We start from the raw sequence: 13,673 nt of genomic DNA, 5'->3' as shown, positions 1-13,673 counted from the left end.
CGAAATTCCATACTGTCGCGCGACCGCCCCATGGGACTGACCAGCGAGCACTGCTTCCACGATGACCCGGTTCTTCGACATCCCCGCAGGGTTAACGAAGACGCGGGACAGGGGTTAACTAAGTCGTGAAACACCGCACCTCCGGGCGCACTTTTTGTGAGGGAATGTCAGCTACTGAGCCCGAGGTTCAGATGCTGACAGCAGTGTTGACAGCAGTCCTGGACCGAACCCGATCATGGCGCCGAGGCGACCGAAGGATGGCTCCACCCCTGGATGACCCGCAGGGGTTGGGGAATCGCGCCCCCGACTTGCCCGGCTGGACTTCGGGGCTACTCGTCCTCACCAAATAGTAACTCGGAGGTCGACTCAGCGGCCTTCGCCTCAGCCTTGTCCTGTCGCTGCGCATACTGCCGAAGCTGCTTCTCCGCCTCCGCAATGGGCGTCATCTTGAGACCCTTGGCAGTGTGCATAGTCGAGCCCCGGCTCTCGAGACCCGACTCGACCCGTTCGACCGGCCATCCGCCGAGGTTGTTGGGCAACTCGGGGGCGCTCGTGAAGACACGGACATGCGGGTATCAGACTCGCTTGAAGTAGGCCTGAAAAACCGTGTCGACGCCGGGGGTGTCGCCGGCCTAGGTGGTCGGCGTGTCGACGAAGAACTGCATGCCGGCCGACTCCGCCCCGATCTCGTGCAGCTCCTTCTGATGAGCGAGCACGTAGGCGATGTTGAGCACGGCAAGGGCCTTTGGCGTGCGCCGCATCGACATCGACTCGATGTGCTCGGGCGTGTGCGGCAGTCCGCCGAGGGCGAACGTGGTCTCCCGGGTGTCGGCGTAGGAGACCGACTCCGCGAAGCCGCGGCCGAGGTCGGTTCCGTCGGGCGCGGTGATGACCACCGCCCCCTCGGCGTACTGGGCACCGTTGGCGAAGAACCCGGACTGCGCCTGATCGACGATCGGGATCATGAGGAACTCTCGGATGTCCTCGGGCACCGTCTCGTCCAGCGTGAAGCGCCACGAGTTCGGGTACCACGTATTCGTGACGAAGTAGCGGGTCGGATTTGGGGAGTGATCCGCCCGTACCCAGTCGGCGATCACCAGTGTGCCGTGCACCAGTGAGGTTGAGCAGTCGGCCGCCATGTACGTCCCCTTGACGGGGACGCTCATCGTGGGCGGAGGCGTGGGACCGGTCTGCTGGTAGAAGGCGCTCATCGCGTTGCGGTGGGGGGAGAAGACCGTCACCTGCCGGTCGCCGGAGAGCTGAGCCATGAACCAGTCCCACCCAACCGGCTCGGGGTCCGTCGAGTACTTCGCCGCGCGCATGACGCTGCTGCGGCCCGCGCCCGACAGTTGGCCCCACTGGTGGTCGAACCAGAACGCCCCGCTCGTGAGCTCGACCGTCCGGCCGTCGAGCGTCAGCGTGCTGCACGACGGGTCGAGCACTAGGTTGGGGATGGAGTAGTACAGGGAGCCGGTCCCGTCGATCGATGGCATGCATCCGCCCTCTCCCTGCAGGAGGGTCTCCTTGCCGGAAGTGAAGGTGATGTCCAGTCCCAGTTCGACTCCCGACTCGCCGCCCCGGTCGATTCCCCAGCCCTTGATGGTCACCGGGAACATCCCCTCGGTGCGGTGGCACCGGATCTCGTTGCGACCGAGGTGGTAGACGAAGGGCTCCCGCTCCACGCGCACGAGCCCACTCGTGCCGGCCAGGACGACCGGCTCGGCCTGGTAGTGGCGCCCGCCCTTCTCGCTGATGGCCAGCTGCAGCTCCACGACCTGGTTCTCGTCATCGGTCAGCCCGAGTCCGGCCGCGAAGTCTGGAGGGAACAGCGCCGTCTGGAAGAACATGAGCTCGGCGCCGTACTCGTTGCCGTCCACGTCCCAGCAGCTGCCGACGAAGAAGTGCCAGCCGACCTGGCTGCGAACCTTGGGAAGGTGGTCGCGCGGGAACTGCAGGTCGGCCACGGCCGGCACCTGGTCATATCCCACGGTCGACGGAGGGCCGAGAAAGGACGTCTGCCAGACATAGGCCTGCTGCGGGGTAAGCGCATCGCAGAAGTTGAGCAGTCGCTCGTACGTCTTCGTCATGTCGGGGGTGTGCGACAGGGGATGGTCGAGCAGGTAGCGCAGGCAAGCGCGCATCCGCTGCCCCAGCGCCGTCGGGCTGTTCTTCGGGCTGTCGAGCACCGCCGCGACGTCGGCCGGGATCGCTGCCTGGTCGAACTCGCGCATCCACAGTGCGGTCGCGATGCTGTCGTGCGTGGCTCGGTCCATGTCGGTCATGCACCCATCCTGCAACCCGCGCGCCGCCGTGTCATCACCTCGGCGACGGAGACATCACAGACCATCGCAACTTACGGCTCAACCTCGGGCTCGGCGCCGGGAAGTTCGTGCGCGCGGAAGTACCGACGCGGCCTACCACTCCGCCGGAGTTGGCATACATTCGGCGGGGTCAAGGAATCCGGCTTCGGTCGCGAACTTGGCCCAAGCAGCCTAGAAGAGTTTTAAAGTCTCAAAGCCATCCAACTCTGATGAAAAGCAAGGGAAAGGACGATCAATGACAGCAACACTGAATGTCCTACGTCATGGACATGTCAATCAATTCGCGTACGACTACGACCATGTGCTCAAGTTCTACCGAGACGTATTCGATGCGGAAGTCTTCATGAAATTCAAGGAACCGGACTTCGGCGGTGCCAATGCGGTCTATCTAGCAGGAGCCGCCTGTTTCGAGGTCTTCGCCCCGACTGATCCCGACAAGGCCATCGGCACCACCTTGAAGCGCTTCGGACAACGCTGGCATTCTCTGGAGTGGACCGTTCCCAACCTGGACGAGGCGATCGAAATCGCAAATCAACGCGGGCTGCGCATCACGGATCAATCACCCGGGAACTACATCTTCCTACATCCGCGTGATTGTCAGGGCTTGTGCCTGGAGCTGACGACGGCCTACTTCAAAGATGACCCCCGAGGCGAGGACAATTGGGATCCGGCGGCGGGCGCGAACAGCAACCCTGTTGGTCTAGCCGGTGGCCCGACAGTGACCTTGTGCGTACCTGATGCTGAATCCTCCGTCGTCTGGATGAGCGAATTCACAAACCGGGAGCCCTCGAGAACCCACGCGGGCACGGCAGCGAATTCCTTCGCAATCGACTTCAACGATCACATCGTTGAATTCATCACCCCGACCGACAAGGCAACAGAGTCAGACATCAAGACTGCTCTTGATGCGCGAGGACCATCGATTTATGCGGTAACCCTGCCCGTAAGGTCACTCGATGCGGCCAAGAAGGTCTTGGAGGCCAAGGGCCTTTCCGTGGCCGAGCTCGAAACGCCCCAATGCACATTGCTAGCACTGGATGAGTCGGCCACCGATGGAGCCCGCATTCAATTCCGCGAAACAGTGAACGTCTGATCCGCAATTCGAAAGAAGTGAGCCCAGCGTCATCCTGACGCTGGGCTCACTTCTTAGTCAGCGGTCAACGGCGCGCAGACCCCGAACGTCGCTCAGTCTGTGGTGGCGTGTTCACAACGAGTTCCACGCAGTTTGGCTTGGCGGAGGTTGGCGTCTGGGAAGTTCGCCGCATAATCGAGGACATCCGCGTAGACCTCCGCCCGGCGACCGGTGGCGTCGCGCAGATCCAAGTTCAAGATTTCGTGTGGCAGTCCCGGCTGGTGGTGGCGGTGATCGTGGGGCACGGAAGTCTCACTAGTTGATTGCCGGTGATATGCCCGCATCTACGTGGAAATTGGTGCCGTTGATGATGTCAGCGCGTGGGCTAGCCAGCATCACGCAGGCATAGGCGATGTCGGCAACCTCAGCGGGTCGGTTTGCCGTCTGGCCAGTTCCTTTCACGAAGTAGTCCTTCGCGCGCTGGACGTCATCGCCCCAGCCGCGCTTCTGAGCAAACGTGGTGAGCATGCCGCTCACCAAGTTCTCTGTCATCGTCATACCCGGGGATACGCAGTTCACGGTCACACCCGTCATTTTCAGAGTCTTCGACAGCCCCAAGGACAAGTTGATCATCGCCGCCTTGGCAGGGCCATAGTCCGGCTGAGCTGAAGTGGGAGTGACTCCGGCCGCTGAAGCAATGTTGATGACACGGCCCCAACCACGCTCCCGCATCGCCGGTACCAATGCCTGGATTAGCCGGAACGCGGCCACGGTGTTCGCCTCGTAGGTGTAGATCAAGTCTTCGGGCGTCATCTTGAAGAAGGAGACATCCTCGGCGATCTCTGAACCGCCGCCAGCGTTGTTGATCAGGATGTCGATGCCACCAAACGCAGCAAGTGCCTCCTGAGCAACAGCAGCCGCGCCTTCATTGTTGGAAAGATCCCCAACTGCAACAGCTGCCTGCCCTCCCGCGGCTCGGATACCGTCAGCTACAGCATTGGCTCGCTCCGCATTGCGCCCATGCACGACAACGAGTGCCCCCTCAGCGGCGAACTCCTGAGCGATACCGGTGCCGATACCGGAGCTGCTACCGGTGACCAGCACACGCCGATTCGCAAGATCAAGATCCATCCAGTGCTCCCTCGAGGCCATGTCGTTGTTACGTTCCAGAGTGATGACGATGCTAGATGTCCAACCGAATACACGTATGGCATTTGCCTCAGCCTTGTAAAAGTCACAGGCAACGGATGCTGCTATACCGCAAACATTGCGCACCTCACGTCAGTCCTCAGCCGCAAGGTCGCGTGGTGGATCTCAAGACTGAAAGGCTGGTCCGTCTCCAGCAAGGTGATCACGAAGTGTGCCGACGTTTTCGGTCCGATTCAAGGCCACGGTGTTCCAAAGATCTTGAGCACGCTGGTCCGGCAGGGAGGAGTCCATATAGGTTGCGATCAGGCGTTGCCGCTCAGGGGTGTACATTCACTGGCCATCCTGGCGTTAGGCAGAGTGGCTGTGCGTGTCGCGCGCACCAAACTCGGCACTCGCGACACGACTGAAGCACGGTGGCCAAGGTGACGCGGCCGTTCCCGCGAATCCCTGTTGGTTGGAGGTTCGATTCCCTCCGGGCGCACTTTCGTGAGGGAATCAAGAGCTCCGGTCTATTTTATGAACTTGCTCGTGCGCCTGTCCGCCAGCAACTTGCCGCCCGTTTGGCACGTCGGGCAGTACTCCAGCGAGGAGTCCGAGAACGACACCGCGCGAACGACGTCCCCGCACACCGGGCATGTTTGGCCGGCCTTCCCGTGAACAGCCAAGTTGGCCTTCTTCTCAGACTTCAGGCCGCCCGTGCCGTGCCCGACGCTGTTCTTGATCGCAGTGGTCAACTCGTTGCGCATAGCTGCATAGAGGGCAGCAAGCTCGCTTGGCGTCAGCGAGTTGCACGGATGGAATGGGGACAGCCGGGCGGAGTGCAGGATCTCGTCGCTGTAGGCGTTGCCGATTCCAGCGATCACTGATTGATTGCGCAGCACGCCCTTGATCTGCGCCCGCCCAGCGGCAGCCAGGATTGCAGCAAACAGATCAAGAGTGAGCTCGTCGGAAAGCGCGTCGGGTCCCAGCCTTGCTACGGCCGGGATGCTTATCGGGTCACGGACGACGTGCACCGCAAGCCGCTTCTGGGTGCCGGCTTCAGTCACATCGAAACCGCCCACCGACTCGCCGTTGTCACTGACGAAAGCAAGTCGGAGCGCCAGCGGACCCTTGCCCATCTTGACTGGAGTCGAGGGAACCTCGTCACGCCATTGCACCCAGCCCGCCCTCGACAAGTGCCACACCAAATGCAAGCCACGGTCCGTCGACAAGTCCAGGAACTTCCCTCGGCGCGCGACTGACAGCACTTGCTGTCCCTCGAGCGCGTTAAGAGGCGGGTCGACTGTCTTCAGGGCACTCACACTGGCCAAGGCCACGCTGGCGATCCGCGACCCAGCCGTACGCACGTCCAGGAATCGGGCGAGCGCCTCCACCTCGGGAAGTTCCGGCATCGGCTCAGGCTACGCGACTGATGAAGCTTCAGGATGGCTCGAGCCTTCGTCGGAGACGAAGCCGCGTGCGCCGCATCAACACGAGGCTTGCAGACAATCGAAAGACGCGAAGCTTGGTGGGGTGCACTCACAAGTCCCTAGACTGGCGCCGATTGCTCCGAGATCCGCGTTGTGAAAGGAACTCAAATGACACGAGCTCGCGGAAAGTCGCGGTATGTCAGTGCAGGAGCAATCCTGCTCGTGATTGGCGTGACCGCAGCATTCACCGGCACTGCCAGCCAGGCAGCCTCAAGCACTCCGACGCCGACCGCAGCAGCAGCGCCACAGCCAATACCGCCGAGTGCCGTCGTGTTGACCTTGCCCAAGGACATGTACCTGCACCAGGGTTCTCCAACTGAGTGGTGGTGGCACACGGGCACATTGCGCGCGGGCAATCGGACCTTCGGCTTCGAGATCAACGCGGCGTCCTTCGAGGCACAGGGATTCGCGTTTTCGCAGATCATGCTCACCGACGTGTCAAAGCAGCGTCACTATCAGCGCACCACGGTTTATGCCCCACCGGGCAACTTCTCGCCAACGACTTGGGCCCAGTCCGATGTCAGCAAGCCCTGGTCGGCACGTCTTGGTGACGAAGCGAACAAGCTGGGAGGCTTGCAGCTCACCAGCGCCGGCTCGGGTTACACCGCCGCTCCCACCGTCACATTCACAGGTGATGGCACCGGCGCTTCGGCCACCGCACAAATCAACAGCAAGGGTGCGGTCTCCGGGCTCGTGCTCACTTCCGCAGGCAAGGGCTACACCACTCCACCAAAGGTGACGATCACCGGGAACGGAAGCGGCGCGAAGGCGGTCTCGTTCCCCACCTTTGTTTCGATGGCGGCCCCGGCGGCTGACCCGACCAAGAACATGCACGTGAGGGCCTTGCTGACCGATGATCCTTCGATGACGGCTGTCACCTTCGATCTCACTCTTTCTCAGAAGGGGCGGCCTTTCTTCGTCTGGGGCACTGGCGTGAACCCGGGGGCGAAGGGCACCAGCACGCTGGACAACAACTATTACTTCTCGCTGACGCACCTGAAGGCGAAGGGATCCATCACGATCGACGGCAAGAAGCTTCCCGTTCAGGGTGTCACCTGGATGGACCATGAGTACGGCGCCTTCGGCACCGCAGCCAATCCAGTCCAGTGGATCCTGCAGGACATGCAGCTCGACAACGGCTTCTCGATTTCCAACGTTGGCATCGTTGGCAGCGGTCAGACGCCAACTCTGAATACGGCCATGGTTGGCTTCGCGACACTTGAGGCTGCCAACGGTGACACCTACCTCGTTGGCAGCACCGTCACGCCATTTGGAAAGACGTGGAAGAGCCCGGAGAGCGGCGACACGTACTTCACGCAGTTCCGCGTGCAGATTCCCTCCTTCGGAGCCGACATCGTTGTCACGACCCTGATGGATTCACAGGAGTTCCCTGGGGCCAATGGCGGCGGATCTGTCTACGAGGGTGTGGCCAAGGCGAAGGGCATCTTCAAGGGCAAGACCGTTGGCGGCACGGCTTGGATTGAGCAGACCTTCTGACGCGAGGAGATCGACATCATGAGTGAAACACAAGACTGGAACAGCCAGATCATTGATGAGTTCCGCTCCAATGCAGGCAAGGTCGGTGGCAACTTCGAGGGAGCTCCGATTCTGCTGCTCCACACTACGGGCGCAAAGTCGGGACTGGAGCGCGTCAATCCCATGATGTATCAGGATCTCGGAGGCGGGCGAATTGCTGTCTTCGCGTCCAAGGCCGGTGCGGCCAGTGACCCGGACTGGTACCGCAATCTGGTTGCGAATCCCGGAGTAAGTGCAGAGGTCGGCACAGACACCAAGTCATTTAGCGCACGTACCGCGCCGACCGATGAACGCGAATCGATCTGGACGAAGCAGAAGTCTGACTACCCCGGCTTTGCAGAATACGAAACCATGACGACCCGCCTGATTCCTGTGGTCATCCTCGAACCGACGGCTTGAGTCAAAGAACGATTGGCACGCGCCTTCGTACTCACTGCAGAGAATCTGCGTCGTTAGCCCTGACGACGAAGAACGAGACAAGCGCGTTGATCTCGCTGCGGCGATCATGGTCTTGCCTGCCAAGTTCACGGTCGAATATCCGACTCACTGAGTTGCCGGCAAGATCCTCCAGTCGATGATCAATCTCAAGTCGATAATCCCCCGCTAGCCAAGGCTCAGCAGGTACAAAGGCCCAGCTCTGTTCCGCGTGACCAATCGCAACCCTGCCTGCTACCGCTGCTCCATCAACAGCAAGAACATGAATTGAATGCTGCAGCAATCCATAGTCGAGGGCACGGTCAAAGTCGATAATCAGTGGGGTCATGGTCCCCAACCGGGGCGGGTGGATCTTCCACATGCTCGGATCCACGTGCTGGCGCACATCCGCACCGACCTCGTAGTGCCGTTCGAAGGCTTGTCGTAGCGGCTGTCCTGTTGCATCCATGAAGTCAGCATCGATCACGATCTTCACCGGGCGTCCCTGGACTAGCGGATACCCCGACTCCATGTGAGGCAGCAGCCCCTGCTTGATCCGGCCAGGATCGAAGAGCAGCGTCAGCCTCCGGCGATCACGGTCCCATAGCTCCGGATTCATCTGTAGCAGCACATCATCGAGCTTGACTCCCGTCATCTCGTCGATGACGTGGACGCATTGAGCGGCCTGTCCCTCACTCATAGCGGCAGAAAACTCAACGTACAAGCGCAGCTGATTGAAGGGCACCGAACTGCTCGTGGGATACAACTCGACAACTCGCGACGTGACAATGGACTCGACATGTGGCGGGAAGTCAATCGTCAAGGCGATCGGTGCTTCGTCCTCACTTTCGCGGATGGTGACGGTGTACCACATGCCAGGCGAGAATCCGAAGCGCGAGTGGAAGTACACACCATCGGTCTCGACTTCAACACGACCCGGCATAGATGGCAATCCCGAAGCGACCCTGCCGACAATGGCCTCACTGCTGAAGACGCGAATTGCACCAGGGAGATAGGAGATCGCGCTGGATCGAAGTCCAGTCACGCGAAGAACTACCGCTCCTGACCACTCTGCCCAGGAAATGCTCGGCTGCACCGTCCCGTTACAAGCTTGCGGTGCTCAGCGAGCGAAGATGACGCCTGCCGTCATCGCCCAGCTGGATTGCCAGGATGTAGTCGCCGTTGAGGGTGTCCATTCGACCAACGCCCTTGTAGCCCGGCTCCTGGCGAGGCGTGCCCTCTGGGAATTGCGGCTCAGTCAACGGCTCCTGCTGATCGATGTCACTGCAGGCGATCTTCACCAGTGGCCGGGTGCTGTTCGACACGAGCAGGTGCTCCTGATCGCCTCGCATGAAGGAGACGATATCGATTGGAGTGTTTCCGGAGCCAAGCTCCGCAACTGTTCGGCCCTTGACATGAGCGCCAGGCCGCAGATCATCGAGGGGGAAGCTCACCAGCGGAGTGCAGGTGTAGCTGGCAATGATGCTAGACCCGTCGCCATACGACGCGAAGGTCCTGATGGGAGCGGCTGTCTCCCACGCCCCGTGCGACACGTGAAAGATCTCTAGGCTGTTTGCCGCGGCATCCGCAGTAAAGGGGAATGGAATCCGCCGCAATGTCGATGAGAACTCTTCATTTGAAAGACCCGCCACGAACAAAGTGCCACCAACATATTTGATGTCAGTGATCGACGCTGTGCGGATTGGATTGCGGACGAGCCGGAACTCACGCTCTCCGAACTTGACGAGTTCTCCCTCGTCGCCATACGCCATGAACATGTCGACGCGCTCATCCTCAGCACTTGGAGCATCGTCGAGCGTCACTTCGGAGAGCGCGACGCCTTCGAGATCCACTGCAGCAAGAGTCCCGTCGGTGCGGTCGATCCGAATGATCACAGGCACAGCCGCATCGCCAGCGCCGCGCGTGACGGAAAGATAGATATTCTGAGTGCGAGGGTGAATCGCCAAGTCCCCGATGTGCACGTCGCTCACGCTGCAGCCCAAGTAGGACGCCAAGTTCGCGTCGAGATCGTGCAGATCAAATGGCTCCGCGCTCCCATCCGGGCCGGCATCGGCTACGTCCAATGCCACGATGGTCGCCCTTCGGCTGTCCGCGACGAACAAGACATCCGCAGGACCAAAGGTCAAGGCGCCTGCCGACTCCAAGACCACGTTTCCCTTTTGCAATCCGAAATCGGCCATTCGATCCTCCACCCAGAGATATGTATTTACCCTAGTTCTCGAATCACGCACGCGCAGGGCTCTGACATATGCCGCACCACAGGTCGACTGTCGTCCGCTGCATGAACGTCCTTAATCTTTGGTGCCGTTTGCGCCAATTGTCATGAATGCCAGGCAAACGGCCTGCTCTCAATGCTTGAATGCATAGAGGTAAGTGACACGAGCAGCGGCTCAAACGGCGACAGCTTCGAGGCATTGAGGAGGCCATCAGTTGTCAACTTTGGTTGACATACTCGCAATGCAGAGCACCCACCAGGACGTCTTCGTCACTGGAATCTTCGACTCGGCCACACCGAGTATCTTCGGTGGTCAACTTCTGGCTCAAGCACTCATGGCCGCCTGCAAAACCGTGCCTGCAGAAAGAGTGCCGCATTCACTGCACGCGTATTTCGTGGCAGCCGGTGATTGTTCAAAGCCAGTGGAAATTCGCGTCACACGCGAACGAGACGGTCGCGTAATCTCTGCGCGCAAGATGACAGTTGTACAGGGGAATCGCCTGTTGATGAATGCGCTCGCATCATTTCAAATACCCGAAGCAGGTATCGAGGCCCAATCTGAGACCTTCCCAAGAACTTCCGTGCCGGGTGATTCATTCGAGCTCTACCCGCATCCTGTTTCCCGCGACATTCAGATTGTCGACTCGGCACCGGAGTTGCAGCTTGCCCATCCTCCGAGAAGCTGGTGTCGAGTGCTTCCCGAGTTAACGGAAGACAGCGGCCTTCAAGCCTGTGCGATGACATACGTCTCCGACTTCTACACCGGCCTCGTCCAGTTCTCAGAATTTCCCTCGGATGCGATGGTCACCAGCATCGATCACGCAATCTGGTTCTACCGTCCATTCAATTTGAATAATTGGCACCTCATGGATTGGCACGGCCATTCCTTATCGTCTGGACGCGGCCACTACAGCGGCAACTTCTATGACGAGACAGGTCGAATGGTGGCTTCGGCCAGTCAGGAAATGGTCGTTCGCCCCAATTAGGAGCGCTCGTCGACAGTGCTTTCACTCATCGCATCATGTTGAGAGAAGCGATCAATCAAGCAAGCCAGCCCATTCGACCGCCGGGCAGCGGTCCATCACCATGCCGAGCCCAGCAGCATTCACCCGCTCCGCTGCCGCAGCGTCAATGACTCCAAACTGGAACCACACCGCACTCGCGCCAATTGTGATGGCTTCGTCTGCTACCTGCCCAGCCAGACCACTGTTCACGAACACATCGACCACTCCAATGGGCCCGACTGCTTTTCGCGCTTCGGTCAGAGTCGCGTGCCCTTTTTCACCGAGCACGGTCTCAGCGGAAGGATGCACGGGGACGATCCGCTTACCCTTTCGCTGCAAGAGTTGCGCGATGCGGTAGGCGTCGCGGGCTTGGTTGTTCGACAGACCAACCACCGCCCACACTTCGACATCGTTCAATAGTCGAGCGATGACTTCTGGATCGTTGATTGCCGCCATCCCGCAAATCTACGCTCTTGCGACTCGCCAAAGGGAAGGTGAAAAACTCCCTTTGTCTGCGCTAGCGTGCGCCGCATGACAATTTCACGGACGAGCGCAATCGCCCTCACGGCAGGCCTCGTATTCGCATCTTTCAGCCTGGTGGCCTGCAGTAGCAGCACGCCGAGCTCGTCACCGTCAGTTGCCACCGAGGCACCTGCGAGCCAGGCGCCTGTGGATGGGGCGACTGACGGCGGCAGCACCTATTGCGATCCGCTGGCAGCGGCTTACGCAATCAAGCCAGCGTCAGGCGAGCCGGTAAGTGATGCGCAACTCCTTGCCTTTGGCGAGGCCATGGTGCCTGTGGCGGATGCGGCCGCAGCTGATGGTCGCCAGGACCTTGCGGACATGTTCACGCTGATTTCCCAAGTGAATAGCGATCCGAATGGAACAACAGAAACTCAGACGAGCCAGGCGCTCAATGAGGTCCTCGCGAATGCTGACGCAGTCAAGGCGGATTGCGGGATTGACCTTCTCCAGTAGTCGGAATATTGCCTAGAACGCATTGGAGTCACAAGTTCGCTTATGCGAATTCGTTACTCCTGCCGGTGCTGATCCACATCGCTGGCAGACTGCGCCCTGAATGCACGCGGAGTTCCCGCAGGCGCATCTACGAAGGGAACCCTCGTGTTCGAAGACAACGGCCACTATCTGCTCGGACTTATTGAATTCTTCTTGTTCTTTGCATGGTTCATGTGCTTGTTCTGGGTGTTGAGTGACATCTTCCGCAGCAAGGACCTCAGTGGCGCAGCGAAGACCATCTGGGTCGTCGCCGTCATCATCGTGCCTTGGCTTGGCATTCTCGTGTACCTCATTGTTCGCGGTGGCGGCATGCACGAGCGCGCCGTTGAGCAGGCACAGGCCATGCAGAAAGCACAGACTGAATACATCCAGCAGGTTGCCGGAACTACCGGAACGCCGACTGAACAAATCACCTCAGCGAAGTCTCTGCTCGACAGCGGCGCCATCAACCAGGCTGAGTTCGATCAGCTCAAGACGAAGGCACTCGCTTCCTAATTTCAACACCGATTAGTTTCAACGACGAACGCCCCACCGGTAGCAAGCAGTTGGTGGGGCGTTTGTCATTTCTGCATCTACCTCATTGGGCACAATGGCTCGCATGACGCCAACTGAAACTGCACAGCGGTATGTCGAACTCTTCAATGCCAATCGCATGGGAGATATGGGTCGCCTCTTTGCGGAAGATGGCCTGTGGGTTCCACCCAATGGAACGCCACCGACACGTGGTCGCGAGGCAATCATCGCTGGCTATGAAGCGCTGACTGAGCAAGTCGCTTCCATGACCTTCACCCAGGTCCGCTATTACCAAGACGGCAACGTTGCTATTGCAGAGATGATCTCGATGTCGCCAAATGGTCCAACCGGACGCGTCGCAGACGTATTCGAGTGCAATGAGAACGGCGAGATATTGCGGATGACGGGGTATAGCGGCCCAGCCCCAATGTGACCCTGCAATTTTATTAGGCCACCTAATTTGGTAGCCTTACGAATATGCATCGGCAGTTGAGCGGGTCGCGCACCAGTCAGTCGTCTGGCTCGCCCAGCGATTTGGGCATCGATGTCGCAAGCGCGATTGTCCGACTTCACAGGCGACTCAAGGCTGAACGCATCGATGATCAGATCGGTGACACCCACTACTCAGTGCTGGTGTTCTTGGTCAAGCAAGGTCCACACTCGTTGAAAGAACTGAGCATTCGCGAGCGAGTCACTCCCCCTTCGATGAACCAAACCGTCAATGCCCTCGAGGCTGCCGGATATGTCGAACGCCATGACGATCCCGATGATCGGCGCAAGGTGCTCATTGCCGCCACTGACACCGGCATTGCCATGGCAAAGAAGACACGGCGCTTGCGTCACGGCTGGCTGAACTCTCGTCTGAAGGATTTGTCGCCAATAGATCGCGAGGCATTGGAGAGGGCGGCACACATTCTTCGCCAGATCGCCGACTCATGATGA

At 59.8% G+C, this 13,673-nt stretch carries 15 protein-coding genes; 9 read left to right on the top strand and 6 right to left on the bottom strand.

The annotated features are described in order from the left end of the window. Positions 1–632: 632 nt before the first annotated feature. Entirely contained in the window at positions 633–2,282 is a 1,650-nt protein-coding gene (locus tag Q7L55_06410) for a lipocalin-like domain-containing protein (protein ID MDO8732188.1), read from the bottom strand. A gap of 274 nt (positions 2,283–2,556) precedes the next feature. Between Q7L55_06410 and Q7L55_06405 the strand changes: the two genes are divergently transcribed. Both Q7L55_06405 and Q7L55_06400 read left to right on the top strand, forming a co-directional pair. Beyond that, positions 2,557–3,414 carry a hypothetical protein gene (locus Q7L55_06405; protein MDO8732187.1) on the top strand — a complete coding sequence of 286 codons (858 nt, stop codon included), beginning with the start codon at positions 2,557–2,559 and terminating at the stop codon, positions 3,412–3,414. 107 nt (positions 3,415–3,521) lie between these two features. Continuing rightward, complete coding sequence (locus tag Q7L55_06400; protein ID MDO8732186.1) at positions 3,522–3,716, top strand: hypothetical protein; 195 nt, start codon at positions 3,522–3,524, stop codon at positions 3,714–3,716. On the opposite strand, the gene Q7L55_06395 is transcribed toward Q7L55_06400, so the two are convergent. Beyond that, complete coding sequence (locus tag Q7L55_06395; protein MDO8732185.1) at positions 3,709–4,524, bottom strand: SDR family oxidoreductase; 816 nt, start codon at positions 4,522–4,524, stop codon at positions 3,709–3,711. The two genes, Q7L55_06400 and Q7L55_06395, sit on opposite strands and share 8 nt — an antisense overlap. Before the next feature lie 527 nt (positions 4,525–5,051). Next, positions 5,052–5,933 carry a DNA-formamidopyrimidine glycosylase family protein gene (locus tag Q7L55_06390; protein ID MDO8732184.1) on the bottom strand — a complete coding sequence of 294 codons (882 nt, stop codon included), beginning with the start codon at positions 5,931–5,933 and terminating at the stop codon, positions 5,052–5,054. A gap of 186 nt (positions 5,934–6,119) precedes the next feature. Between Q7L55_06390 and Q7L55_06385 the strand changes: the two genes are divergently transcribed. Together Q7L55_06385 and Q7L55_06380 are read left to right on the top strand one after the other, a co-directional pair. Further along, positions 6,120–7,508 carry a lipocalin-like domain-containing protein gene (locus Q7L55_06385; protein MDO8732183.1) on the top strand — a complete coding sequence of 463 codons (1,389 nt, stop codon included), beginning with the start codon at positions 6,120–6,122 and terminating at the stop codon, positions 7,506–7,508. Positions 7,509–7,526: 18 nt separating this feature from the next. Then, positions 7,527–7,946, top strand: a complete 420-nt coding sequence (locus Q7L55_06380; protein MDO8732182.1) for a nitroreductase family deazaflavin-dependent oxidoreductase — start codon at positions 7,527–7,529, stop codon at positions 7,944–7,946. Between the two features lie 31 nt (positions 7,947–7,977). Here Q7L55_06380 and Q7L55_06375 read toward each other — a convergent pair whose 3' ends face one another. Together Q7L55_06375 and Q7L55_06370 are read right to left on the bottom strand one after the other, a co-directional pair. Continuing rightward, positions 7,978–9,006 carry a hypothetical protein gene (locus tag Q7L55_06375; protein ID MDO8732181.1) on the bottom strand — a complete coding sequence of 343 codons (1,029 nt, stop codon included), beginning with the start codon at positions 9,004–9,006 and terminating at the stop codon, positions 7,978–7,980. 58 nt (positions 9,007–9,064) lie between these two features. Then, positions 9,065–10,162, bottom strand: a complete 1,098-nt coding sequence (locus tag Q7L55_06370; protein MDO8732180.1) for a hypothetical protein — start codon at positions 10,160–10,162, stop codon at positions 9,065–9,067. A 250-nt stretch (positions 10,163–10,412) separates the two neighbouring features. On the opposite strand from Q7L55_06370, the gene Q7L55_06365 reads away from it, so the two are divergent. Then, positions 10,413–11,183, top strand: coding sequence for a thioesterase family protein (locus Q7L55_06365; protein MDO8732179.1), 771 nt, complete (start codon positions 10,413–10,415; stop codon positions 11,181–11,183). Between the two features lie 51 nt (positions 11,184–11,234). Here the strand turns inward: Q7L55_06365 and Q7L55_06360 are convergent, their stop codons facing one another. After that, entirely contained in the window at positions 11,235–11,657 is a 423-nt protein-coding gene (locus Q7L55_06360) for a CoA-binding protein (GenBank protein ID MDO8732178.1), read from the bottom strand. A gap of 75 nt (positions 11,658–11,732) precedes the next feature. Here Q7L55_06360 and Q7L55_06355 point away from each other — a divergent pair, with 75 nt between their 5' ends. The 4 genes from Q7L55_06355 (at position 11,733) to Q7L55_06340 (ending at position 13,670) form a co-directional block, all read left to right on the top strand. Further along, complete coding sequence (locus Q7L55_06355) at positions 11,733–12,179, top strand: hypothetical protein (GenBank protein MDO8732177.1); 447 nt, start codon at positions 11,733–11,735, stop codon at positions 12,177–12,179. Positions 12,180–12,323: 144 nt separating this feature from the next. Continuing rightward, positions 12,324–12,713 (top strand): SHOCT domain-containing protein, encoded by a 390-nt coding sequence (locus Q7L55_06350; GenBank protein MDO8732176.1) that lies wholly within the window; start codon positions 12,324–12,326, stop codon positions 12,711–12,713. Between the two features lie 103 nt (positions 12,714–12,816). Then, the gene (locus tag Q7L55_06345; protein ID MDO8732175.1) at positions 12,817–13,164 is read left to right on the top strand and encodes a nuclear transport factor 2 family protein; all 348 of its coding nucleotides are present in this window, start codon (positions 12,817–12,819) and stop codon (positions 13,162–13,164) included. 44 nt (positions 13,165–13,208) lie between these two features. Beyond that, positions 13,209–13,670 (top strand): MarR family transcriptional regulator, encoded by a 462-nt coding sequence (locus Q7L55_06340; protein MDO8732174.1) that lies wholly within the window; start codon positions 13,209–13,211, stop codon positions 13,668–13,670. Positions 13,671–13,673: the final 3 nt, after the last annotated feature.

It is taken from the genome of Actinomycetota bacterium, assembly GCA_030650795.1.
GTDB lineage: Bacteria > Actinomycetota > Actinomycetes > S36-B12 > S36-B12 > UBA11398.
Note: the sequence above shows the minus strand (reverse complement) of the source record. Positions and strands in the feature narration are given on the sequence as shown.

What these genes read in the sequence shown, in the direction of transcription:
- Q7L55_06405 (MDO8732187.1), top strand. Translation starts at nt 2,557, where the DNA reads ATGACAGCAACACTGAATGTCCTACGTCATGGACATGTCAATCAATTC.
- Q7L55_06340 (MDO8732174.1), top strand. Translation starts at nt 13,209, where the DNA reads ATGCATCGGCAGTTGAGCGGGTCGCGCACCAGTCAGTCGTCTGGCTCG.
- Q7L55_06360 (MDO8732178.1), bottom strand. Translation starts at nt 11,657, where the DNA reads ATGGCGGCAATCAACGATCCAGAAGTCATCGCTCGACTATTGAACGAT.
- Q7L55_06380 (MDO8732182.1), top strand. Translation starts at nt 7,527, where the DNA reads ATGAGTGAAACACAAGACTGGAACAGCCAGATCATTGATGAGTTCCGC.
- Q7L55_06385 (MDO8732183.1), top strand. Translation starts at nt 6,120, where the DNA reads ATGACACGAGCTCGCGGAAAGTCGCGGTATGTCAGTGCAGGAGCAATC.
- Q7L55_06390 (MDO8732184.1), bottom strand. Translation starts at nt 5,933, where the DNA reads ATGCCGGAACTTCCCGAGGTGGAGGCGCTCGCCCGATTCCTGGACGTG.
- Q7L55_06410 (MDO8732188.1), bottom strand. Translation starts at nt 2,282, where the DNA reads ATGACCGACATGGACCGAGCCACGCACGACAGCATCGCGACCGCACTG.
- Q7L55_06370 (MDO8732180.1), bottom strand. Translation starts at nt 10,162, where the DNA reads ATGGCCGATTTCGGATTGCAAAAGGGAAACGTGGTCTTGGAGTCGGCA.
- Q7L55_06345 (MDO8732175.1), top strand. Translation starts at nt 12,817, where the DNA reads ATGACGCCAACTGAAACTGCACAGCGGTATGTCGAACTCTTCAATGCC.
- Q7L55_06355 (MDO8732177.1), top strand. Translation starts at nt 11,733, where the DNA reads ATGACAATTTCACGGACGAGCGCAATCGCCCTCACGGCAGGCCTCGTA.
- Q7L55_06395 (MDO8732185.1), bottom strand. Translation starts at nt 4,524, where the DNA reads ATGGATCTTGATCTTGCGAATCGGCGTGTGCTGGTCACCGGTAGCAGC.